Annotated in this window: 20 protein-coding genes, 1 other RNA gene and 1 pseudogene; 14 read left to right on the forward strand and 8 right to left on the reverse strand. The window is 35.5% G+C overall.

What is annotated here, in order from left to right; all coding sequences use genetic code 11:
- Positions 1-5: 5 nt before the first annotated feature.
- A complete protein-coding gene (locus AC3B7A_RS08640) occupies positions 6-2,315 on the reverse strand; it encodes a transglycosylase domain-containing protein (RefSeq protein WP_489755698.1) in 2,310 nt (769 codons plus the stop codon).
- A gap of 2 nt (positions 2,316-2,317) precedes the next feature.
- Positions 2,318-2,920 (reverse strand): Holliday junction resolvase RecU, encoded by a 603-nt coding sequence (gene recU / locus AC3B7A_RS08645; protein WP_489755699.1) that lies wholly within the window; start codon positions 2,918-2,920, stop codon positions 2,318-2,320.
- 68 nt (positions 2,921-2,988) lie between these two features.
- Between recU and AC3B7A_RS08650 the strand changes: the two genes are divergently transcribed.
- The 4 genes from AC3B7A_RS08650 (at position 2,989) to AC3B7A_RS08665 (ending at position 5,922) form a co-directional block, all read left to right on the forward strand.
- Positions 2,989-3,543: an SLOG family protein gene (locus tag AC3B7A_RS08650; RefSeq protein WP_489755700.1), complete on the forward strand. Its 555-nt coding sequence runs from the start codon at positions 2,989-2,991 to the stop codon at positions 3,541-3,543.
- Positions 3,544-3,862: 319 nt separating this feature from the next.
- The gene (gene gpsB / locus AC3B7A_RS08655) at positions 3,863-4,303 is read left to right on the forward strand and encodes a cell division regulator GpsB (protein WP_489755701.1); all 441 of its coding nucleotides are present in this window, start codon (positions 3,863-3,865) and stop codon (positions 4,301-4,303) included.
- A 57-nt stretch (positions 4,304-4,360) separates the two neighbouring features.
- An RNA gene (gene rnpB, locus AC3B7A_RS08660) (RNase P RNA component class B) lies at positions 4,361-4,728 on the forward strand.
- A gap of 63 nt (positions 4,729-4,791) precedes the next feature.
- Positions 4,792-5,922 (forward strand): THUMP domain-containing class I SAM-dependent RNA methyltransferase, encoded by a 1,131-nt coding sequence (locus AC3B7A_RS08665; RefSeq protein ID WP_489755702.1) that lies wholly within the window; start codon positions 4,792-4,794, stop codon positions 5,920-5,922.
- Here AC3B7A_RS08665 and AC3B7A_RS08670 read toward each other — a convergent pair.
- Positions 5,910-6,833 (reverse strand): magnesium transporter CorA family protein, encoded by a 924-nt coding sequence (locus AC3B7A_RS08670; protein ID WP_489755703.1) that lies wholly within the window; start codon positions 6,831-6,833, stop codon positions 5,910-5,912. The two genes, AC3B7A_RS08665 and AC3B7A_RS08670, sit on opposite strands and share 13 nt — an antisense overlap.
- Before the next feature lie 305 nt (positions 6,834-7,138).
- On the opposite strand from AC3B7A_RS08670, the gene AC3B7A_RS08675 reads away from it, so the two are divergent.
- From AC3B7A_RS08675 to AC3B7A_RS08705, 7 genes are all read left to right on the forward strand, one after another.
- Complete coding sequence (locus AC3B7A_RS08675; protein ID WP_489755704.1) at positions 7,139-7,522, forward strand: EbsA family protein; 384 nt, start codon at positions 7,139-7,141, stop codon at positions 7,520-7,522.
- A gap of 62 nt (positions 7,523-7,584) precedes the next feature.
- Entirely contained in the window at positions 7,585-9,258 is a 1,674-nt protein-coding gene (locus AC3B7A_RS08680) for a formate--tetrahydrofolate ligase (RefSeq protein WP_489755705.1), read from the forward strand.
- 16 nt (positions 9,259-9,274) lie between these two features.
- Positions 9,275-9,739 carry a signal peptidase II gene (lspA, locus tag AC3B7A_RS08685; protein ID WP_489755706.1) on the forward strand — a complete coding sequence of 155 codons (465 nt, stop codon included), beginning with the start codon at positions 9,275-9,277 and terminating at the stop codon, positions 9,737-9,739.
- Positions 9,739-10,650: an RluA family pseudouridine synthase gene (locus tag AC3B7A_RS08690; protein ID WP_489756570.1), complete on the forward strand. Its 912-nt coding sequence runs from the start codon at positions 9,739-9,741 to the stop codon at positions 10,648-10,650. Before lspA ends, AC3B7A_RS08690 begins: the two co-directional genes overlap by 1 nt.
- 51 nt (positions 10,651-10,701) lie before the next feature.
- Positions 10,702-11,235, forward strand: a complete 534-nt coding sequence (gene pyrR, locus AC3B7A_RS08695) for a bifunctional pyr operon transcriptional regulator/uracil phosphoribosyltransferase PyrR (protein WP_489755707.1) — start codon at positions 10,702-10,704, stop codon at positions 11,233-11,235.
- Positions 11,219-12,307 carry a carbamoyl phosphate synthase small subunit gene (locus AC3B7A_RS08700; RefSeq protein WP_489755708.1) on the forward strand — a complete coding sequence of 363 codons (1,089 nt, stop codon included), beginning with the start codon at positions 11,219-11,221 and terminating at the stop codon, positions 12,305-12,307. Before pyrR ends, AC3B7A_RS08700 begins: the two co-directional genes overlap by 17 nt.
- Positions 12,304-14,676 carry an ATP-binding protein gene (locus AC3B7A_RS08705; RefSeq protein WP_489755709.1) on the forward strand — a complete coding sequence of 791 codons (2,373 nt, stop codon included), beginning with the start codon at positions 12,304-12,306 and terminating at the stop codon, positions 14,674-14,676. Before AC3B7A_RS08700 ends, AC3B7A_RS08705 begins: the two co-directional genes overlap by 4 nt.
- A 142-nt stretch (positions 14,677-14,818) precedes the next feature.
- On the opposite strand, the gene AC3B7A_RS08710 is transcribed toward AC3B7A_RS08705, so the two are convergent.
- Positions 14,819-16,540 carry an Rqc2 family fibronectin-binding protein gene (locus AC3B7A_RS08710; RefSeq protein ID WP_489755710.1) on the reverse strand — a complete coding sequence of 574 codons (1,722 nt, stop codon included), beginning with the start codon at positions 16,538-16,540 and terminating at the stop codon, positions 14,819-14,821.
- Positions 16,541-16,669: 129 nt separating this feature from the next.
- On the opposite strand from AC3B7A_RS08710, the gene AC3B7A_RS08715 reads away from it, so the two are divergent.
- Positions 16,670-17,536, forward strand: coding sequence for a DegV family protein (locus AC3B7A_RS08715; RefSeq protein ID WP_489755711.1), 867 nt, complete (start codon positions 16,670-16,672; stop codon positions 17,534-17,536).
- 74 nt (positions 17,537-17,610) lie between these two features.
- Here the strand turns inward: AC3B7A_RS08715 and AC3B7A_RS08720 are convergent, their stop codons facing one another.
- The gene (locus AC3B7A_RS08720; RefSeq protein WP_489755712.1) at positions 17,611-19,020 is read right to left on the reverse strand and encodes an MFS transporter; all 1,410 of its coding nucleotides are present in this window, start codon (positions 19,018-19,020) and stop codon (positions 17,611-17,613) included.
- 552 nt (positions 19,021-19,572) lie between these two features.
- Complete coding sequence (gene guaB, locus AC3B7A_RS08725) at positions 19,573-20,712, reverse strand: IMP dehydrogenase (protein WP_489756571.1); 1,140 nt, start codon at positions 20,710-20,712, stop codon at positions 19,573-19,575.
- A 286-nt stretch (positions 20,713-20,998) separates the two neighbouring features.
- On the opposite strand from guaB, the gene AC3B7A_RS08730 reads away from it, so the two are divergent.
- The gene (locus tag AC3B7A_RS08730; RefSeq protein WP_489755713.1) at positions 20,999-21,727 is read left to right on the forward strand and encodes a hypothetical protein; all 729 of its coding nucleotides are present in this window, start codon (positions 20,999-21,001) and stop codon (positions 21,725-21,727) included.
- Positions 21,728-21,933: 206 nt separating this feature from the next.
- A complete protein-coding gene (gene coaBC, locus AC3B7A_RS08735; RefSeq protein ID WP_489755714.1) occupies positions 21,934-23,151 on the forward strand; it encodes a bifunctional phosphopantothenoylcysteine decarboxylase/phosphopantothenate--cysteine ligase CoaBC in 1,218 nt (405 codons plus the stop codon).
- Between the two features lie 256 nt (positions 23,152-23,407).
- Here coaBC and AC3B7A_RS08740 read toward each other — a convergent pair.
- Positions 23,408-23,904 (reverse strand): annotated as a pseudogene (locus AC3B7A_RS08740) (cupin domain-containing protein).
- Between the two features lie 71 nt (positions 23,905-23,975).
- A complete protein-coding gene (locus AC3B7A_RS08745; protein ID WP_489755715.1) occupies positions 23,976-24,617 on the reverse strand; it encodes a uracil-DNA glycosylase in 642 nt (213 codons plus the stop codon).
- Between the last annotated feature and the right edge of the window lie 176 nt (positions 24,618-24,793).

Genomic DNA, 24,793 nt, shown 5'->3' on the forward strand with positions numbered 1-24,793 from the left:
CCACTTTAGTTTTGATTATTTGGTGTGTTGGTTGTTGGTGGTGTTACGGAAGGATTGTTACTGCTTGGATTACTATTATTTGGATTGGTGTCAGAGTTATTGCCGTTAGCATTGTTAGGAGAACCATTTGGCGGATTGTTTGAAGAGTTTGCGTGATTAGAAGAGTTGTTATGGTTGTTGTTAGGTTGCGAGTTATCAGCACTGTTACCATCGGTAGGATTTTGATTTTCCTGTTCATTACTGTCGGTTTCCGAATTGCTATGCTCATTACGATTCGGAATTACATCACTATTATCACTATTAAAGTGGTTGGAATTACTATTTTGATGAGCTCGCGGCAAATTTTTCGGTTGTTTACCACGGACATATAAGACATTAGTTCCAGCGACCCGAATAACATCGTGAGGTTTTTTCCAATCAGAATTTGTTTTGGAAGCTGATAAATAACGCATTAAGCGTTGATAAACTTGACCAGCAATTTTTTGTTGAGTTGAATTAACTCCAGCTTGATTGGGACTATCGAAACCTGTCCAGACACTAATAGAATAATGTTTGGTGAAACCAGCAAACCAAGAATCTTTAGCAGTGTTAGCTAATCCAGGATTTTTTGCTAATTCATCATTACTATAATTGGTTGTTCCGGTTTTGCCAGCTTGATGTAAGCCACTGATATAAGCTTGAGACCCCATACCACTAGGCTGAACAACATCTTTTAACATATCAGTAATCATATAAGCAGTGCTGGAACTCATTGCTTTTTTACTTTGCTGATCATAATCATGAATTAAGCCATCAGTTGTTTGAATTTTAGCAATATATTGCGGCTTATGATAAGTTCCCCCGTTAGCAAAAGCACCGTAGGCACTGGCAACCTGTAATGTAGAAACATTACTACCAATTCCAGCTGATAGTCCTTGTTTGTAAGGAACATTAATTCCTAATTTTTTAGCAAAACTACGCGCTTTATTAAAACCGACAGCTTGTAAAGTTTTGATAGCAGGGACGTTACGTGACTGTGCTAAAGCAGTTCTGATACTCATGGTTCCATCGTAAGCATGATCCCAGTTTTGGAGTGCGATATTGGTTCCTGGGTAGGTGTAAGGTTCATCAGTTACTAAATGATTGGTACTCCATTTTAAGTTTTGAATAGCCGGACCATAATCTAAAATTGGCTTCATTGTGGAGCCATTACTACGTGAGGTTTGCACAGCACGATTTAATCCTAGTTGGACATTACCTAGTTTACGACCACCAATCATTGCAATAACTGCTCCATTATTCGGATCGACTACGGAAACGGCAGTTTGCATGGTAGGTGAATTAAAAATCCCATAAGCATCATTATTAACTAAATCATAAAGATATTTTTGTGCTTTTAAGTCCATATTAACAGTTATTTTTAGATTATCACGGTACGGATCTAAGCCCTTGGCTTTGGTTTCTTGAATGACTTCTTTAATATAGGGATCAACAATCATTTTATTTTCACCCACACCTGAATTAGGCCGATAAGCTTTTAAGCCAGCATTAATAGGTGTTTGCTGGGCGCTTTGTAATTGCTGTGCCGAAATTTTATCATTGGTATACATTGCTTGTAAAACAGCGTCACGTCGCTTTTTAGCAGCCTGAGGGTTGGTGTAAGGGTTATAGCTATTCGGGGCTTGGGGCATTCCTGCTAGTAGAGCCATTTGCGGTAATGTTAATTGCTCTAGTTTTTGACCAAAATAATACTGAGCCGCGGTTTGAAAGCCATAAGTTCCATTAGCTAGATAAACTTTGTTTAAGTAATACTCTAAAATTTGATCTTTGGAAAAATTTCGTTCAACTTTAGCTGCTAACCAAACTTCTTGCATTTTACGTTTAATAGTTTGATCAGACTTTTTAGTGGAGAAAACGGACAATTTAATTAATTGTTGGGTTAAAGTACTACCACCTTGTAAGTCGCCACCACGTAAATTGTTAACGGCTGCCATTAGGATACGAAGCGGATTAACACCAAAATGTTCTTTGTAAAAATGACGATCTTCAATGGAGATAACAGCATCCCGCATGGTCTTTGGTACTTTATCGATTGTGACGTAAGTCCGATTTTGATTACCAAGAGTAGTAATTTCATGGCCGGCTTGATCATAAATACTGGAAGAACCACCACTTTGAAGGACTTCTGAATTGATTTTAGGTGCACTCCAACCGTAATAGATAAAAATTGCTAATAAACCAATAATAATCGTTGTTACTGTAATGGCTATTATTTTAATAAAGGGATGATGATGCTTGTTTTTTTGATGATATCGCGCAAGGCGTGATTCAGCCATCTTTATAAATCCTCCTGATTTAAATTAATTAATTGTCGACAAGCTTGTAGATAAGGTAAAATAGGATTATAGCCAGCTTGAATTTCAATGGATTGCTGTTTGATAAAAGATAGGGTCATTGATTTTTTGCCGCCTTGTTGGGCTTGATGCCAAAAATTAATTAATTTCTGAGCTGGTAAAATAAAATATCTCCCTAAAGTTACGAATTTGATAATTACGAAGCAAATTCCCTGCTGATTTAAACATTGTTGTAAGTGTTTAATCTGATGTGTATGAAAATTACTGAGGGGAAAAGAAGTTTTGTGGCGCGTTTCTTTGGCTTCAAAGTCAATGTAATGTCCTTGAAAAACCCCATTGTAGTCGGTTGTTGAAGCTTGCCGAAAATAAGCTTCCTTAATTACAGCGCGACTTCGTTTGGGATAATCGACTTTGACAATTTGAATGGGAGTGGGTTTTTTATAGATGACAGCGAGATTATGATTACGATAGTAAATGTTGCTTTCATTAATTTCTTGTTCTAAGGTCATTCCACGATCGCCAAAAATGATCGGTTGTTTTTGAAAATTATTTGGTTGTTTGCTTCCGTTGGGATAATTGATGGACACTTATTTTCACTCCTAATTGATGAATATTATAGCATGCTTCTATCAATTTTTAGAAAGAATGAAATTTGATGCGTGTAATTAAGAATTTATGGGTTGGTGGTTATCGAGCATTTGAATTACAAATTTTTAAAGCTGATGATCCCAAACAAAAAGTTTTGGAAGATTTTTTAGCTCACCAGTTACAATTATATTGTGCTGATGGTTTAGAATGGATTTTAACTGGTGGTTATCTAGGGGTCGAACAAGCGGTAGTACGAGCGGCCAGACGACCAATTTTTCAACAATATCATTTACAAACGGCAGTTATTTTGCCATTTGAGGGAATGGAGAAACGTTGGAATGAACAAAATCAACAAATTTTTAATCAAACGTTGCAGCTAGCAGATTATCATAATAGTGTAAGTCATCAGTTATATCAAAGTCCACAACAATTTAAAAATTGGCAGCAATTTCAACTTAAACATACTGATGGGAGCTTTTTTGTCTATGACTTGGAATATCCAGGCAAAAGTCAATATGAGTATCAAGCTATTCAAAATTATCAAAAAAATCATGACTATGATAGTCGATGGGCGAATTTTTATGATTTACAAGATTTTTTATCTAATCAGCAAGAGTTTTAAAAAAATTTGAAAATGATGTAGTTTTTTTTATTGTCAAGAAATTTTTGAAAACGAGCAAGGAAACACGTTCTTTTAAGGACGTGATGAATTGCTTCTAAACTTAAATGTGCTAACATTTAAGTTAGAATTCGAAAACCAAGAGTTCTACACAATTAATAAAAATATAGGTTTGGAACAAACCTTGGTCAATTAGGATAAACCGCTACTAAGTTGTCAGACAAAGCTTAGCAAGTTAAGTCTGTTCCCAGAAGCTCGGCACTTTAGTGCCGACGTAGTTCACTGCTATACTTAATTAAGTAAGACAAGGAGTGTACGCCAAATGAAAGATATTAAATTAAATCCACAAAAAATTGTTGAAAAAAGATTTAACCATGCCGTTCGTGGTTATAATGGCAAAGATGTTGATACTTTTTTAGATGAAATTATTCAAGACTATGAGGCTTTTACTGCTAACATTGAAGAATTAAAAGCTGATAATCGCCGGCTAACTGAAAAATTGGAACAACAAAACCAGTTGGAATCATCAAGCTCTAATTCTGTAGTTGAACCAGAGCAAGTTGAATCGCATCAAAATATAAGCGAAAACTCAGCACCAGGTACTACTAATTATGATATTTTAAAACGTTTGTCTAACTTAGAACGTCATGTGTTTGGGCAAAGTGTTGAACCACACGCGAACAAGTATACCTCGGTTGCAAATACCGTGGGTGCATCTGAACAACAACCAATTATTAATTCGAGTGATCAGTTACACGACTAAATAATTTTTAAGTCTGACTGGTAATTAAGATGGAAATAGCGTATCATTGTAAAAGCAGGTTTTGAGTAATCGCTGCTTGTAATGACAAGTTGAGGAAAGTCCACGCCGGCACAAGCTGCAATGCTTGTAGTGTTCGTGTTCAGCCCAATAAGCTGGAGTATTTATCTTGAGATAAATAACGGCGATGAAATAGCTACGGTTATTTTAACTATGCTAAAGTAATCTGAAAAGTGCCACAGAGACGTAATTTTTTGGAAACAAAAAAGTGGAACGGGTAAACCCCGCGAGCAGGAAACCCAAACTTTGGTAGGGGAGTTTTGATACGAGAAAATAAACTCACGTCAAAAACACATTTTGTGTAGATAGATGATTACTGAAGGTTAGTCTTTGGCCACACTAACTGGAACAAAACGTGGCTTATAGAGACCTGTAGGCTAAAGAGGCGGACTTTTAAGTTCGCCTCTTTTTTGAAAAGGAGTAAATTATTTATGAAATTACTAGCAACTATGGCTAGTGGGTTTGAAGCCGTTACTAAAAAAGAATTACAACATTTGGGTTTTGATATTGAACAAGTTGACACCGGAAAGGTGTATTTTGAAGGTGATTTAGCGGCCATTGTTCAAACTAATTTATGGTTACGGAGTGCCGACCGGATTAAAATTGTGTTAGCAGAATTCAAGGCGACTTCATTTGAAGAATTATTTACTGGTGTACAAACAGTAAAGTGGGATCATTGGTTACCTTTAGATGCTGCTTTTCCGGTTAAGGGGCGATCAGTTAAGTCACAATTGCATTCGGAACCTGATATTCAAGCTATTACTAAAAAAGCGATTGTGGACCAAATGGCGGCAGTTTATCATCGGCGGGGACGGTTACCAGAAACGGGTAGTACTTTTCAAATTGAAGTCCGAATTGTTAAAGATCAAGTTGAGTTAACGCTAGATACAACCGGAGCTTCGTTATTTAAGCGTGGTTATCGTGTAGAACATGGTGGTGCTCCTTTAAAGGAAAACTTTGCAGCTGCTTTAGTTTTGTTAACACCTTGGCGAGCTAACGATCCTTTTTATGATCCGACAACAGGATCGGGAACTATCGCGATTGAAGCTGCCTTAATAGGACGCAAGATTGCTCCTGGATTAAAGCGCCATTTTGCCTTTGAAAGTTTTGATTGGTTTGATTCCAAGTTATTGGAGGAAGCTAAAGAAAATGCTCAATCTCAAATTTTACCTAGTGGTCAATTGCAAATTGGAGCGAGCGATATTGACGGTTCTATGATTGACGTGGCTAAATTAAACGCACATCAAGCTGGCGTTTTGCATGATATTGAATTTAAGCAATTAGCTGTAAAAGATTTACGTTTACAAAAACAAAATGGAATCTTAATTGCTAATCCACCATACGGTAAGAGAATGCAAGATCAAACCAAGGTTCATCAATTATATCAACAAATGGGAACTAGTTTTCGTGATTTACGAACCTGGAGCAAATATTATTTAACCAGTGATCTGGAATTTTCTAAGTATTATGGACAAAAACCAACGAAACGGCGCAAATTATATAATGGCGCTTTACGAACGGATCTTTTTCAATATTGGGGTCATCCAACTTATAAAAAATGACGGCGCAACATATCAATGACAAGGATAATGCATAATAAAACCATGATGGCAAGCGAAATAATCCATGACCACGTACTATTAGCTAAGGGTAGATGCATGTTCATCCCGTAAAAGCCGACAACAATTGAAGGAATAGTTAAAATTAAAGAATAAACGGTTAAATAACGCATAACATCATTGGTTTCATTATTTAATAAATTGTTGTAAGTTCCAGATAGTTGTTGGGCAATTTCATTGATTAATTGAAAATTTTTTAAAGCTTGTGTCGATTCAATGTGGGCAGAGTCAAAGAGTTTGGCGGTAAAGTGATCAAGCTGCAAATGATTGTCATCAGAATTAAAAAAGGCAAGTAATTCATTAATTAAATCAGCATTACCCGTAGTTGATGTGACGCCAAAAGTGATTTTGGTTTGTAAATTGGCTAATTGATTAATTGTGGCTGAGCGATGGCGGTGATGTTGAAATTCCATTTCAATTTGTTCTTGTTCGTCATAGAATTTTTTGACTTTATCTAAAAAATCATCTGAAACTTGCCGAATTAAATCTGCAAACAGACGAAAAATGAGATTGTTTTGATCAGGATAGCTTTTGATAAATGATTGTAAGTATTGAATAATGTGTTGACTTTGATCATTAGTAAAACAAATAATTTGGTGCTGATTGGCAAACAAAGTAATAGATTGAACGGTGGTAGTTAATGTTTGTTGCTGATTAGGAATTGATAAAACCATGAGAAAACTTTGCGTAAATTGATTGTAGGTAATTCTAGGGCGTTCAAACTTATCTAACGCATAATTAATTATTTCGCGTGTTACATGGTGATTTTTGATTAGTTCACTTTGTTCATGCGCGTTAATATTATTGGCATCGATGATTTGAATTGGTAATTTACTAGTGTAAGTAGTAATCATTATGAACCCTCATTTTATTTTTGTGATTTTATTGTCATGATAAGCGTTGCGCTCATGTTTGTCACTTATTTGGTATTGAACCATAAGAAACTTGAGAATTTAAGGCTTAAATAGCTATGAAAACTCAGTGGTTGTGCTCTTAGTAAATAAAGAAAGTCAGAGTTAAGTACTAAGTTACTTTTGTTTAAGCTGGATGTTTTTGCTCATTAATTATGAAAAAGTTAGTGAGATCATTATAAAATTTAATCATACATCAATGAGATATGGTAAAATTTACCAAAAGTTTGTAGATTTGTGAGGATAAAATGATACAAAAATTTCATTACCAAAAAGCAACTAATATTAATTTTTTGTTATGGTGTTGGCTATTTATTTTATTATTATTAGGTGCGATTTTTCAGTTAGAATCTGAGTCTTTAAATTATTGGGCAGTCAGTTTTATCTTATTGGCGGTTATCAGTATGAGTTATTTGATAATTCATGGTCGCATGATAATTGATGAAAGCCACCAACAAATTGAATTTTCTAGCCTAACTTTTCAAAAGACTAGTTGGTCTTTTCAACAAGTTCAGTTAGTTACTTATCAACATGGAATTTGTACATTGAACTTTAATCTGCCCAGTACTTTGCCCCTAAAATTAATTGTTCGTCCGAAGACTTATCGTTTGTTAAAACAAATTTTAAAATAGCTTGTTTATTAGGAAAGTTATTGCCTTTCATTGATTAATTTGTGTTCAAAGGAGATTTTTAAATGAAAACTGATATTGAAATTGCGCAAGAAAATGAACGAACTACAATGTGGCCTATTCAAAAAGTTGCAGCGCAAATTGGTTTAAATCCTGAAGATTTAGAGCCTTATGGTAATGATAAAGCTAAAATTACCACGCAAGCCCAACAAAGTTTACAATCAAAGTCATCGGGAAAATTAATTTTAGTAACAGCAATGAGTCCGACGCCAATGGGCGAAGGTAAATCGACAGTTTTAATTGGTTTGGCCGATGCCTTAAATCGCCTGCAGCAAAAAGCGGTTGTGGCTTTACGTGAGCCTTCTTTAGGTCCAGTCATGGGACTCAAAGGTGGCGCAGCTGGCGGTGGTTTCGCCCAGGTTGTACCCATGGAAGATATTAATTTGCATTTTACCGGTGATTTACACGCATTGACTTCGGCTATTAATACGTTAGCCGCTTTGATTGATAATCATCTTCAACAGGGCAATCAATTACAGTTAGACCCAAGAACAATCACTTGGCAGCGCGCTTTAGACGTTAATGATCGGGCCTTAAGACATACTGTTGTGGGGTTAGGTGGTTTGACCTCAGGCGTTGTCCGTGAAGAATCTTTTCAAATAACTGTGGCCTCTGAACTCATGGCTATTTTATGTTTAGCACAAGATTTAACGGATTTAAAAGCGCGGATCAGTCAAATTTTAATTGGTTATAACTATAACAAGCAGCCGATTTTTGTCCGCGATTTAAATGCGCAAGGAGCGTTAGCGTTACTTTTGAAAGATGCAATTAAACCCAATTTGGTTCAAACTTTGGAGCATACACCAGTTTTGATTCATGGGGGTCCTTTTGCTAATATTGCCCATGGTTGTAATAGTTTAATTGCAACTAATTTAGCTTTAAAATTAGGCGACTATGCTTTAACAGAAGCTGGCTTTGGGGCAGATTTAGGGGCGGAAAAATTTTTAGATTTGGTAACACCTAAATTACCTAAAGCTCCAGATACGGCAGTGGTTGTAGCGACTGTTCGTGCCTTAAAGTATAATGGCGGTCAAACTAAAGAACAGTTAACTCAGCCCAATTTGAAAGCAATAAAAGCTGGTTTTAGTAACTTAAAACGTCATATAATAAATTTACAAACTTTTGGAGTTCCTGTTTTAGTTGCTATTAATCAGTTTCCCGCTGATACTGCTGCAGAGTTAGAACTAGTTCAAAATTTGTGTCAGCAACTAGGAGTTACTGCCTATCCAGTCACTGTTCATCAAAATGGTGGTGCTGGTGCAATAGAATTGGCTAAAGCATTGATGGAACAACAGACCTCTAGTCGTTATCAACGTTTATATCAAGATCAGTTGCCTGTTCGTGAAAAGGTTACCCGTATTGCCCAAAAAATATACGGTGCTAAAGAAGTTGTTTTTAGTGCGAAAGCTATTAAACAATTGGCCCAAATTGAAACTAATGGTTGGTCAAAATTACCAGTTTGTATTGCTAAAACACAGTATTCATTTAGTGATGATCCACATCAGTTAGGAGCACCAAGTAATTTTGTTTTACATGTTCAAGAACTTCAACCGAAGTTAGGGGCTGGATTTTTAGTTGTTTTAACTGGTAATGTTTTAACCATGCCAGGGTTGCCAAAAAAGCCCGCTGCTTTAAAAATGGATATTGATGAACAAGGACAAATTACAGGTTTATTTTAAAGGACTATTATTAAAAATGATAATTTATTTGATATTAATACTATTAGGGGTCTTAATTGATCAGTTGGTTAAATGGTGGGCGATCAGTCACGTTTCGTTTGCCCATGTTCAAACAGTAATTCCGGACGTTTTAGGAATTACACGGATTAATAATCATGGAGCAGCTTATAATTTGCTTTCGGGTAAATTGATGTTATTTTATGTAATAACTCTGATTGTAGTAATTTGTTTGGGATATTTGTTAGTTAAAGGACGTGAACGTTCACCTTGGTTTTTAACAAGCATTTCTTTGTTGCTAGCAGGTAGTTTAGGAAACGTTTTGGATCGGATATTTCGTGGTTATGTAGTCGATATGATTGCCGTTAGTTTAGGAAATTGGTCATTGCTAAATTTTGTCTGTAACTTTGCGGATATTTGGATTACACTAGGCGTGATATTATTGGTAATTTATCTATTTAAAACAGGACAGGAAGAAGCATAATTTTGCAAGAATTTACTTTTATTAATGTACAAGCTAATCAACGATTAGATAAAGCCATTTTGAGTGAGCAGCCTACTTTAACACGAGCCCAATTACAAAAATGGATTAAGCAGGGCAATGTTTTAGTGAATGGAAAAGCAATTTTAAAAAGTGGAACTAAGATTAAAGAAAAGGCTCAAATTCAGGTAAAACCGATGGCACCAGAACCACTGAAAGCTTTTGCACAAAAGTTGCCATTAGAGATAATTTATGAAGATGACGATGTATTAGTCGTGAATAAGCCTCAAGGTGTGGTAGTCCACCCTTCAGCTGGTCATCCAGATCATACCTTAGTCAACGCCATTTTATATCATACGAACTTACAGAGTGATGATGAGATTCGGCCGGGAATCGTGCACCGCATTGATAAAGATACCTCGGGATTGTTAATGGTTGCTAAAACACAATTGGCACAAGATTCTTTAAGTCAACAATTAAAAGCCAAAACTAATTTACGACGTTATGTTGCGTTAGTGTACCATCCTTTTTCGGAAAAAGAGGGAACCATCGATGCTCCAATCGGACGTGATCCCAAGAATCGCCAACAGCAAGCGGTAGTGGCAACGGGTAAAACAGCAGTAACACATTTTAAAGTTTTAGAAAACTTCCAGAATTATGCTTTGATAGAATGTCAATTAGAAACTGGGCGAACACACCAAATTCGCGTGCATCTAAAGTATATTGGTCATCCTGTAGCGGGTGATCCCCTTTATGGTCCACGTCATACGTTGAAAGGATCTGGTCAATTTTTACATGCACAATGTTTAGGATTTACTCACCCACGGACACGAAAATGGTTGGAATTTCAGGTGCAGCCGCCTGCAATTTTTCAGCAGCAATTACAATTGTTGCGATCGCAAAAACTGAATTGACAACTTTAACTAATATCTCTAAGCTAATTGCAAAAGAGTAAAAGGAGTTGCGTGATGAAAAAAGAAATTGTTGACAATAAAACAATGAAACGAACTTTGACGCGAATTACCTATGAAATTATTGAAAAAAACAAAGGCGATCAAAATTTGGTATTAATTGGGATTAAAACTCGGGGGGCTTTTTTGGCTCAACGGATTCAAAATCGGTTACGCCAGTTAGAAGAGTATGAAGTGCCACAGTTTGATTTAGATGTAACCAATTTTCGAGATGATCAGAAAAAATTAACTGGAGAAAATCCCCGATTTACGGCTACTGATATTGATAATAAGAATGTCGTCCTGGTTGATGATGTTTTATATACTGGGCGAACTATTCGGGCAGCTTTAGATGCTATTATGAGTATTGGTCGTCCGGGCAAGATTTCTTTAGCTGTTTTAATTGATCGCGGTCATCGGGAATTACCAATTAGAGCTGATTATGTTGGCAAAAATATTCCGACTGCACGTCAAGAATCCATTAAAGTTTCAATGGCTGAGATTGATGATGAAGATGGCGTGGAGATTATCCATGATAAACAAGACTAGATATTTAATTTTGGAAGATGGAACAGCTTTTGCAGGAGATGCGATTGGGGCGCCGATTATTTCGACGGGGGAGCTAGTTGTTACTAATAATCTGAATGGATTTGAACACGCAATTACTGACCAAACTTATAATGATCAAATTATTGTTTTTATTAGTCCGATTATTAATACTGCGGGGATGAATCGTGATGACTATGAGTCAATTACCCCCAGCTGCAAGGGCGTTATTTTTAACAGTGTGGCTTACCCGCAACTTAGTAATCAAGATCCCAATTCGTTAAATTCTTTTTTGAAGAAAAGACGAATTCCAGGAATTACTAATTTAGATGTTCAAAGTTTGACACAGCATCTTAATAAAACGGGAGCCATGAAAGCTAGTATTATGGATACTGTTGATGAGCATGCCAGAGATCAAATTCGAGCCTTGGTGATTCCACGTGATCGTGTCAAAATCGTGTCTACCAAACAACCTTATCCGAATCCTAATGTTGGTTTTAAAATTGCAGTAATTGATCTCGGATTGAAATTTTCCTTATTAAGACAATTATCAATTCGAAATTGTGATTCTGTAATTTTACCTTATAACACTTCGGCTTCAGAAATATTAGACTTAGCACCAGATGCCGTGTTGTTTACTAGCGGTCCAGGAAATCCTCAAGAAATTCCGGCTACTATTGCGACCTGTCAGGAATTGGAAGGGAAAATTCCCATCTTAGGTGTTGGCTTAGGCCATTTAGTAGTGGCTTTAGCTAATGGTGCTCAAGTTGAACCAATGCATTTAGGTCATCATGGATCTAATTTGCCGACTTTGGAAATAGCAACTGAAAATATTGAATTTTCGAATCATAATCATAACTATGAGGTTAAATTAACAGATCTAGCACGACAGAACTTTTTTGTGACTTATCGTTGCTTAACTGATAATGTGATTGAAGGCTTGCGTCATCGGCGTGATCCAACGATGACTGTTCAATTTCAACCCGAGTCTGCTCCCGGAACGCATGATGCAATGTATATTTTTGATGAGTTTATTGAAATGATTAATTCCTTTGTTCAAGGTAAAAAATTATGACAAAAACAATTTTAGTAATTGGTAGTACCACTGGTTTAATGACCAATGAAAAACTTGAACGTGAACGTGCGATACGTGTTGCTGTTCTTTCTTTCCAACAAAGTGGTTATCAGGTAGTGTTGTTAACTGAAAATCGAGAATCTTTAACTAATTCCTTTATAGACACTGTCCAAATTGTCTATAAGGAAATTAATGTCTTTAATATTAAACAAATATTAACGCGTTACACGATAACTGCTATTTTTCCTGGTTTTAGCGGTGGTAATACTTTAAATGTATTTCGCAATTTATTGCGGGATCAACAATTTATTCAGAGTCAGGTAGAATTGTTGAATTTTAATCAGCAAAATTTGACGTTAAGTTTAAGTAAGCGTTCTTTAAACAAGTTTTTACAAGATCATGGATTTCGCTTAATTGAGCATGAAAATGTTCAATCATATGAAGAAGCTTTTAATTTTGCGCAACAACAAAATTTTCCCGTGATTATTCGGGCTAATGTGGCTGAAGAAAAGATGTATTGGAATACTATTACCAACGCTGATCAGTTACAAGATTTTTTTCAAATTGAAACGGCGGTAGAAAGCTTTGAAATTGAGCGCGGGATTAATAATTTTAAAGAGTTAACTTTAGTTACTATTAGAGATAAATTTGATAATAGTGCTTTAATTTTTTCATCGGAAGATATGGATCCGATTGGAATCCACTCTAATGATTCAATTAGTGTTAGTCCAGTTTTTTCAATTAATGATGCTTTATTTCAGCGCTTGCGAACTGCAGTTTTAAAATTGACCACGTTATTAAAAATTGTGGGTATTTGTACTTTCCATTTAGCTGTTGATGAGACCACAGCTTCTTTTTACGTTTTAGAAATTTCACCAGTTTTTCGCAGCAAAGTCTTACCAGTGATTGCTAGTACTGGTTATCCGCTATTTGAGGTGATTAGTCAAGTTAGTCTTGGTCAAAGATTGCAAGACATTGAAACCTTAACCAAATCCAGTTTTAATGCAGCTTTAGAACTGACGCCTAATCACTTAACAGCACGGATACCGCTTTGGCAAACACAGGATAATAAACAGCTGAAAGTTTTGTTGGGTCCACACCAAACATCAAATGGTTCGCTAGTGGTTAATGGTAATAATTTAGAAACAGTCATTATGAAAGCTTTTAATGGTTTGGATTTAACACGGGAAGTTTTTATTAATCGGTCTTTGAAAGAATTGAGTGATGAGCAATTAGAAGCAGATCTTTTCCAAACCAAAGTTCGCCGGATTTTAGTGATTTGTGAAGCTTTAATCCGCGGTTTTGATCTAACAGAAGTTAAAAGCTTTACGCATTATAATTGGACTTTCTTGCAGGCCTTACAACATTTAGTGCAACTCGCACAAAAACTCTGCCAGCAAAAGGGCAATTTACAACTTTATGCTCAAAGCAAATTATATGGTTTTGATGATTATCTATTGGCTAAATTTTGGCATTTGACACAACAACAAGCTGGTCAATTAACACAGCAATTAGAGCTTAATTTTGTTGAGCAATCGACCGCTGCTTCTTTTGGCTTACCGCAGTTGAATCAGGTTAATAGCTATTATGGAGTGTTTTTGCATTCGCCATCAATGGACCATCAATATCAAATTGAAATTGATGGCTATCAAAATTCAGATATGCTGTCTAATTATGAACAGGTTTTGTTAACTCATAACTTAATGCATTCTTTTCAAGATGATGGTTTGTCGACGGCCATTTTTGGAAATTTGTTTAATAAAGTTGATACAGCAACGACGATTGATTTTTATTTGGATGCACGAGAGGCTAATTCTTCTTTGTATAGCGAACATAATCAATTACGTCTTAAAATTAATACTCAAGAAATGGGCGAACAATGTTATCAATTAACCATTTATAGTATTAACAATTATTTTAACTTGTTGCCAACGGCTCCTATTAAAGAAGTTGTGTTTATTCAAGATCAAAACCAACAAACTTGGTTATCTTCACCGATTACGACCATCTTTAAACGCTTGGGTTCAAAGCGTTTGGAACTGACTTCAATTCCAGGTAAACATCGTCCCCAATTAGTTGCACAAACTAATAATTATATTAAACGATATTTACCAACGGCACGTTTTGGAACTTTGTTCTTACAAGATAATCAAGTTATTAATGTATTACCAGGTTTTTCCCATAATATTGGGCTGGTTCAACAAATTAATTCCAATTTTGTTAGTAATTTAGGCCATGTTTTATTAGGGATCAATTCTAAATATTCCAATAATCAGCAAGCTTATTTCGGCAGTAAAGTAACATTAATTAAGCATCAAAATGGGTTGTACAGTAGTAGATTGAGTTATTTTGATTTGCCCAATAATTAAAAACTGGTTGGAATATTTTTTGAAAATTCAATCGTAAAAAAAAAGCGTTCTTGAAAGCTGAAATAAAACTCATTCGTGGTTAAATACGATGTTAACTTTGAAAACATTGTTTTTTATGTTTCAGCTGACAGTTCGCTTTTTTTTATTTGAGCCGTTTTAAAGTTAATTGTGCGTCGACTAGTAAAGTTTTTTGGTCTGTGTAGGTTACAAAACCCGGTTTACTGCCATTTGGTTTATGAACATGTTTCACTAAAGTATAGTCAATCGGAACTTTAGTGGCTGTTTGACCAGCTTTAGAAAAGTAGGCAGCTAACTCTGCAGCTTCTTGTAAAGTTTGATCACTGGGGTTCAATGATTCAATAATGACATGCGAACCAGGAAGACCTTTAATATGAAGCCAAGTATAACGTTTATCAGCAGTTTTATTAGTGAGATAATCATTTTGTAAATTGTTTTTACCAACTCGAATAAGGGTCTGATCACTAGCTTGATAAGTCTCCCCCGTATTAATTTTGGCAGGGCGTTTTCGTTTATGATTTTTTGGTTTAAGGTACCCTTGTTGCTGTAATTCTAGTTGAATATCGGCGAGATCTTGAGGGTTAGCGTAACTTATTTGTGCTAGGATTCCTTGAAGATAATTTATTTCAGTAGTAGTTTGTTGAATTTGTTCGTTTAAGTGGCGCACCGAATTTTTTAATTTTTGATAAGTTTTAAAATAATATTGGGCGTTGACTGCTGGTGATTTAGCTGGATTTAATTTAATTGTTAAAAGATTATTATTGTCATAATAATTTGGTAAATCAATTTGTTGACTACCACGCTGAACTTGATTTAAATAAGTAGTCAGTAATTCGCCTTTTACTCGATATTGTTCAGCAGATTCTGTTTTAGCAAGGTCTTGGCTTAACCGTTTAATTTTAGTTTGATTGCGTTTTAAATTTCGTTTGAGTAACTGAAGAATATTACTGGCTTGTTGGCGTACGCGGTCTTGACGGGCGCGATCGCGGTAAAAATCATCTAACATTTGACTTAAACTAGGATAAGTGGTCCATTGATAATCTTGGGCAGTTAAAAAGTGATATGCTTGAGCAGCAAAGATTTGTTGGTAATTCTTGGTAGCAAGTTTTCCTTGTGGAGAATTAAAATCATGAAAAAAGTTATACCAAGTTTGTTGTAATTGTTCTGGACGTTCTTGATTCTGCGTACGAAAACTCAATTCTTGAGCACTATTTTTGTCCAGTCCCTGAAAATTAGTCTGAATTAATTGGGCTAATTCAGCTTGATTTAAATTTGGAATATCATTACTGTTTTGTTTGAGCCATTTTTCACGAGCAAAAAGATCATACGGGTTAATCTTATTTTGCTGAGGTGGCAATTTATAGTGTTCTTTAGGCAGTAATTGCCGATAACGATCTTGGGTTAAGTCTACATGTTTAATAGCATCGACAATAAGTTGATTCTGCTCATTGACCACGACAATATTGCTGTGACGATTCATTATTTCTACATAAAAAGTATTTAACTGTAAGTCACCTAGTTCGTTACGGTTCCGAAAGCATAACGTTAAAATACGATCATTATCAATTTGATCGATGGTTTGTAAAATGGCCCCATCTAATTGTTTGCGTAAAGTCATGACAAAATTACTGGGGATTTTGGGACTTTGAAATTTTAGGTTAGTAATTTGAACCCGTGCGTAAGTCGGATTAGCTGATAATAATAAACTGTAATTTTGCCGTTGATTACGAATTGTTAAGATTAACTCCTGAGCAAATGGTTGTTGAATACGGCTAAGCCGGCCACCAACTAATAAAGGACGTAGTTCTCGAACAATTGCATGTGTAAAAAGACCATCAAATGACATAATAAAACTCCTTTAGTTTCACGGATAAAAACTCTTAAACTATTATTTTACACCAAGATATTAATTATGGTAGAATGGTTGCTATTGGATTATACTTTTAGCAATAAAAATTAATTAGTGAGGTAGTACATGAAAATTGCCGTAGTAACTGATAGTACTTCATATTTAACTAAGGAAGAAGCGGCACGCTATAACATTACCATTGTTTCAATTCCTGTGATTATTCAAGATCAAATTTATCGTGAAGGCGTTGATTTAACTAATCAGCAATTTTATGATAAAGTTCGTGATTTAAAAGAATTACCCAAAACATCACAGCCGAGTTTAGGTGAAATGGATAAGTTGTATGATAATTTAGCCGATCAAGGATATGATACTGTAATTTCGATTCATTTGGCAGCGACTATTTCGGGTTTTATTAACAGTCTACATACTTTAGCTGCTAGTAAAACAAATATCAAAATTGTTCCTTATGATTCAAGAATTACTGTCAAATTGATGGGGTATTTAGCTTTAGAAGCCGGTCGTTTAGCACAAGCAGGGGCTAGTTTAAAAGATATTTTAGCGCAACTGGATGATTTACGTTCTTCAATTGATGAAAATATTGTCGTTAAAGATTTAAATAATTTAGTTAAGGGTGGACGTTTGTCTAATGCATCGGCGGTAATTGGTACCATGTTGAATATTAAACCGTTGTTAACCTTTGATGATCAATCTGATGAAATTGTGGCCTATGGCAAAGTTCGTTCCGAAAAGCGGGCTTATTTAAAGAGTGAAGACCGTTTTGAGGCAGCTATGCAACAAGCTGATTTCCCTTATCGTTTATTAGTAATTGACGCCAATGATCCAGTTGAAAATGATCGTTGGACAGCACATTTACGTCAGAAATTTCCAGACGTGACAATTGAACAAACCTATTTTGGGCCAGTGATTGGTACGCATTTGGGCGAAAAGGCGATGGCTTTAGGCTGGATGAAAGATACCGCTAAAATGTAGCATAAGTTTCGCTCATATCAAGCGTTGATGATTAAGTTCAGCAACGCTTTTTATATCTGTAGCTATTTTTTAAGTTAGTGCTCTTGTTTAAGACTTGTTTGTTGCTTGAGGTATTTTTGGCTAAGAATAGTAGTTGTTAAAGCCAATAGCGATAAAATAATTAATACTCCAAAATCAATCTGACAACCTGTAGCTGTGGCAGTCACTAGTTGATGTGGATGGTTCAACTGTTGATTAGAGATGATCGCCGATAAAATACCGGTTCCTAGTGAACCTGCATATTGCTGCAATGTATTGAAAAGTGAATTAACGTCAGGCTTGGCGGTTAATTCTACATATTTACTGGCATCAGACATCGTATTACCATAGCCTAAGTTAAAACCACCGCGCATGAAACAGTAGAAGAAAATAATTAAGCCCAGATTAATTTGCTTAGTTGTTATGGTAAAAGCTAAAACACCAATTAAAATAGCAATGTTTGAACAAATTAATGGTGAAAAGGCACCATGACGGTCGTAAAGTTTACCTGCTAAAGGTGATACAAAGGCACCTAATAATGAACCAGGCAATAAAATCAGACCGGCTAACATCGAATTAGCACCTAAAGTTTGTTCGGCAAGGATTGGAATTACAAATGAAATACCAATATTCATAAATTGTAAAATAAAAAAGTTACCGGCTCGATAGCTAATGATCGGGTTTTTTAGAATTTTAAAATTTAATAATTGTTTTTGTCCCACTTTGAGATGCCACAGAAACAAAGAAAGACCGATGAAGGTAGTTAATAGCCCAACTAAAAATTGTTCGCTATAAAAACTATGAATTCCGGCTTGGTCGAAACTAACAATCAGAGCAATCATGGCGGTTGCTAAACTAATTAAGCCGAACCAATCAAACGCTTTCGGCTGCTGGCGGATGGGAATTTTAATAGTTAACCAACCAACAACCATAATGATGAAAATAATCGGAATAACACCAATGAAAATCCACCGCCAAGAAGTGTAATTGTTAATAATGCCACCGTATGTAGGCCCCAGCGCTGGAGCAAATGAGGTAATCATAGTGGCAAATCCAGTATAAGTTCCGATTTTAGAGGTCGGTATGCAAGACATAATAATGTGAAATAATGTAGGTGTAGATAACCCGGTGGCTACTGCTTCTAATAGGCGACCGATCATTAAAATGGAAAAGCTGTTGGCTGTCATACAGATTACAGTTCCAACCAAACACATCAAAGTGGCTACTAAAAATAAGTTGCGCGCATTAAAGCGTTTAATCAAATAAGAAGTGGTACTCATGACAATTGTAACTAATAATAAATAACCAGTAGTTACCCATTGAATGGTTGCTAAACTAACCTGAAATTCTTTCATTAAAGTGGGAAAAGTGACATTCATTGATGTTTCAACTAAGATACCAATAAATGATAAAAATCCAGCTGCTAGAATAGCTAATTTAGTCGACCAAGAAACTGTTTGCTTCATGCTAAAAGCCTCACTTAAAATTTTAGTTACCTAAATATTCTACCACTAGCGACGGTAAAAAATAAAATGTGATTTAAAATTAAAGAAAGTATGAAGCGATTAGCTTTTGTCGAGAGGTTGAGACAAAAATTTTGTTAATTTAAATGAAAATTTTCCCTATTATGTTCTCGAAGTTAGAAGTTTTTTTAACTGCATAAAGTAAAAGTTTGTATTTTCGTGCTGGAGACAGTTAGTATTCACTTTTTAAGTGACTTTTGTTCCAACTTCTTAGCTAAATTTACTTCAGCAGGTCAATTTTAGAGTATAAAAAAAGCCGGAGGCAATAATATCAATGATCGACTTCAGTGGAAAATAAAGCGAACATTAATTCATTATTATATTCCAAGAAACTAAAGCTTCTTGGCCCAGCTTGTAATTATTTTGCATAAGTCAGCAACTTAGGTCTAACGGATTAAATTTTTCCAGTCCTGTTCGCGGTTTGAAATTTGCTACCGTTATGACGCAATTGCTAAGTAATTTCTATTTAGACTTACTTGAAAATCATTGTAATTTTTACTTACCACTATAATTGGGCGCTTCTCGAGTAATAGTAATATTATGTGGATGTGATTCAATTAATCCAGCATTTGTGATTTGAACAAACTGAGAATGATTGATTAAATCGGAAAGGTTATGAGCACCAACATAGCCCATACCAGAACGTAAGCCACCAGCAATTTGAAATAAAATATCGGCCACGTCACCTTTGTACTTGGTTTTACCTTCGATTCCTTCCGGAACTAATTTCTTTGCTTCATGAACATTACCTTGAAAATAGCGATCAGAGGAGCCTTGCTTCATGGCAGCAACGGAACCCATGCCACGATATGTTTTATATTGTTGACCATTAGCATCGCTAAAAATTTCACCAGGAGCCTGTTTGGTTCCAGCTAGCATACTTCCCAACATCACTGCATTACCACCAGCAGCTAGGGCTTTAACGACATCGCCAGAATATTTAATGCCACCATCAGCAATAATTTGCTTGCCGTATTCTTGAGCTATTTGTGCAGCATCAAAAATAGCAGTAATTTGTGGAACACCAACGCCAGCGACAATTCTAGTAGTACAAATCGAACCTGGACCAATCCCAACTTTGACAACATCAACACCAGCATCAAATAAGGCTTTTGTTCCACTAGCGGTTGCCACGTTACCGGCAATGATGGTCAATTTGGAAAAGTCACTTTTAATTTGTGCAATTTTATCTAAGACACCCTTTGAATGTCCATGAGCAGTGTCAATCACAATAGCATCAACGCCAGCATCAATTAGGGCTTTAGTGCGTTGATAAGTATCGGCAGTAATACCGACAGCAGCAGCAACTAATAAATGACCGGTTTCGTCTACGGCAGCTGTTTTGCCAGTGGCCAATTCAGCTTTAACTTGTTTAACTTGTTGAGCTTGTTGTTCGATGCTCATATTTTTATGAATAACGCCTAATCCGCCTTGCAAAGCCATGGCTTGCGCCATCTCTGCTTCAGTAACGGTATCCATACCGGCGCTTAAAATAGGTAAATGTAATTTTAGATTGGAAGCTAATTGTGTTTCTAGTTTAACTTCTCGTGGTAAAATATCGCTGGCAGCAGGTACTAACAAAACATCATCAAAAGTCAATCCTTGTTTTAAAAATTTGTCTTTAGCTTGCACAATATCCCTCCTGAAAAATACTACGTAAATTGATATTAATCTATCATAATTTACAACTTTGTCAATGAGTTATCCGCTTTGAAGCAGATTATTTGACATTTTTTTGTTAAAATATGTAAGAAATATTCTTTTGATTTATGATTACTAAATATTATGGTGATAAAAAGTTTTAAAAATTAAAAATATTTTAATTGAAGTTAGCTGTTTTATTGAAGTAATAATGAAAAATCATCAATAAAACTGTATGATTTTATTGAAACACTTAACTCTAAAATTAAGGATGAAAATGATGAATAAATTTTTAGAATCGAAGCTTTCAGATTATAATTGGCAACTTGATCACCGCGGAGTTGTGATTGCACCGCAAGGTTTATTACCACTTTCTTTACAAAAACGGATGACATTTTTTGCTAAATTTGAACAATTACAACCTTTTACGCTGATGACGTATATTTTTCCAGAGCAGGAACAAATTACTGAAATTAAGCGTAGTTTTGAACGACGAATTAATTGCGAATGGTTGCCAGTGACCGATGAGGTTTGGCAATTAAAAAATAGCCCTAGCAGTAATCAATATGAAGTAGATATTTTAGTTGCAATTCTTGGCGAATATATTAAAACACAACAAGCGAATAATTTTGCGCCGTTGGTGAATGAACAAGCGCAGCTTTGGCAATCTTTAATTGCATGGCGGATAAATGATCAACACCAGCTGGTTTCGCCGGCGAGTCAATTGCCAACGGCTGTTAAAGAGCGAATTCGCATCTTAGAACAGATTGAATCCAAGCTCATGAGTCCCTTTGAAGAATTAATGTATATTTGGCCTGATCAGCGCCAAATAGAAATTACTCAACAATTTTTTGAACAAAAAACGCATCAAAAGTGGCCGCCTGTAGCTGAAATCATTCAAAAGTTACGGTGTAGTTCATTGTGTGCTAATTATGAATTAGCCATTATTATGGCGGTAATTTATGGTTTGAAACCACGAGTATTGCCTAATTCTCTATCCAAGTTGTAGTCCAACCTACAAGATCATTGAAAAACTTTCAGTGTAACTATTTTTAATTCAACTCAACCATAAATAATTTGGGGGTTGATTATTACCTGTTGATTTGGCTAAAATTAAGTGAAGGCTAATTTAATAAAAAGTTGGATTAAAAATCACTATTATTTTTGTGATGTAGTTCACGTCAGGTTTCATTTAGAAGAAATTAGGAATGTAAAATGTTAAAAAATAAAAATATCACGTTATATGTTACCGGTAGTATTGCTGCTTACAAAGCTCTAGAATTAGTTCGGTGCTTAATTAAACAACAAGCCCAAGTGAGAGTAGTTATGACTGAAGCCGCAGTTAAATTTGTTGCTCCTTTAAGCTTTCAAGTGTTGTCCCAGCACCCAGTTTTAACAGATACTTTTCAGATGATGGAAACAATGCAAGTGCCACATGTTGAATTAGCACAATGGACGGATTTGGCAGTGGTCATGCCTGCGAGTGCAGATTTTATTGCCCAAATGGCTAATGGTTCTGCCGCTAATTTGGCTAGTTTGGCTTTGTTGGCAACCAAAGCACCTAAAATTGTCGTTCCTGCTATGAATAACCAAATGTTAGCTCATCCGGCCACTCAACGTAATTTGGAAGTTTTAAAGGCTGATGATGTAGAAATCGTTGAACCAATTATTGGTTTTTTGGCTGAAGGTTACAATGGTAAAGGTCATATCGCTCCTTTAGAGCAAATTATGGCAACAATCAATGCAAAAGTACTTACCAATGATGAACTAAAAGGAAAGCGGGTTGTTGTTACCGCTGGTGGAACTCGTGAACAAATTGATCCAGTTCGGTTTTTGGGTAACGAGTCTTCAGGAAAAATGGGTTATGCGTTGGCACAAGTATTGCAACAACAAGGAGCACAGGTAACATTAATATCCGGAAAAACTAATTTAGCACCGCCAATCGGGGTGGAATTTATTTCAGTAGTAACTACGCAACAAATGCAGACGGCTGTTTTGCAGGCTTTTACTAACAGTGATGTTTTAATTATGGCGGCTGCAGTTGCTGATTTTCGGCCGTTGCAAGTAGCTGAACAAAAGGTTAAAAAAACTAAAACAGGCCGCTGGTCATTAGAATTAGAACAAACAGCAGATATTTTAAAACAAGTGGTTGCAATTAAGCGTCCTGAACAAGTGGTGGTTGGTTTTGCTGCCGAAACGCAATCATTAATTACTAATGCGCAAACTAAATTATTGCAAAAACATTTAGATTTAATTGTGGCTAATGATGTTTCTAAACCAGGAGTAGGTTTTAATAGTGATACCAACCAAGTGACATTAATTCAACCTGAAAAAACTCCGCAAGTTACGCCCTTATTAGCTAAATCTGAAATTGCTGAAATAGTGATTGAGCGGGTAAAAACTATCTTGTTCAATAAGACAAAACCTGAGTGATAATAAAAAGTTAAGGTTGATCATTGTAAAACTAATGAATATTAATTTATGATTGTAGGCCAAGTGATTTTTGAATTTAATGCTGATTTAAAAAGTTGAGAATAATTAACAGTTTGTACTTAATGACGACAAATTACGACAAGATTTGTATTATGAGCAATTTGTTGGGAATAGTGTAAACTTTTAATAATTAAGTTCTCAACTTTTTTAATAGGTTCTATGATTTTTCAGCGATTCTTGTTATTGCTATTGATACTTATTTCGAATTAAGATTTTGATAAGCCATTTTTTGAATGATGGCTGTGTGTTGAGGATATTTGGTCAGCAACTCTTTTTGTGTAAATAATTCAAAATCACGATCATCATACCAGGAGCCACCACACAACTGACCAAACTATAATCATGTTTAACACTAGAACCAAAGATTGTATTTTGCGGAACAGTGTAAGATAATAGTTGCCCCTTAGTAACGTCAGGACCAATTTGTATTTCTTGATAATAACCATCGGCAAAAATACAGTGAACGCTGAGAACTGAACCACCATGATAATACCAGGTTTCATCTGATTTCAGACGATGCAGGTGTGAGGGATTATCTTCAGTTAGTAAAAATAAAATGGACGTATATAGTGAACGCTTGCCTTGAGGAGTAGCAATTAATTGTTTGCTACGGGCAGTTTCTCGAAAATAACCGCCTTCAGGATGTGGGATTAAATTTAAAGCAGATTTTAATTGGTAAATTTTATTAGTCATTGTAAAATTCCTTTCTATTTCTTTCTTATGAAAATTATAGCAGCAATTACTGAAGCTAAGTGACCAGTTAATTATAATTTTAAATAAGATTTTAAATTTAGCCAATCTTGTTTAATGATAGGAGTTAACTGACGATTATAAAATATAGCCGCCGGATGATAAGTAGGTAAAATTGTGTATTGTTTTTGGGACCGCCCAAAACCGTCTTGTGTTGAATTTAATTGTTGAATTTTTTGTTGAGTCAGAATCTTTCCATGGACTTGACTAATTTGGATCTTTTGGCCTAATAAACGTTGCAGTGCCGTACTGCCAACGGTGACAATTATCTTTGGTTGAGCCCAATTAATTTCGTAATCTAGAAAGGGAGCATGAGCTAAAATTTCTTTTTGATTAGGCTTACGATTAGGGGATTTGGTAACTACTTTTTGCTCTTTTTTACTGACTGTTTTTTTAATGGCATAAGGGCGACTGCGAACGACACTCGTAATGTAAACGTCTTGCCGAGTTAAATTCAATAAAGCTAGTGATTTCATTAATTCTTGACCGGAACGACCGTGAAATGGAATATGACTTTGTATTTCATCACGTCCAGGTGCTTCACCAATAATCATGATTATGGGATTTTTCGGACCAGCACCTTCATTTAAACCTTCCAATTGCAAACCAGTACTTCTTTTTTTAACTTGGCTAATCAAGTCTTTAGGATAGTGCAATTTTTGACCCAGCTTTCTTTAATTTCAATATTAAAATCATTTTAAGCAAAAATAAAAAGTAGTGCAATTAAGATTAGAATTTAATTTATTGTCCTAAGGAATTGAATTTTGTTCGGAATTAGCTAGAATTAATTTAGTTAAGAGTTGATTATTTGGGCTATAATAGTGAAATTGTT

This window comes from Bombilactobacillus sp. ESL1202 (genome assembly GCF_058107125.1).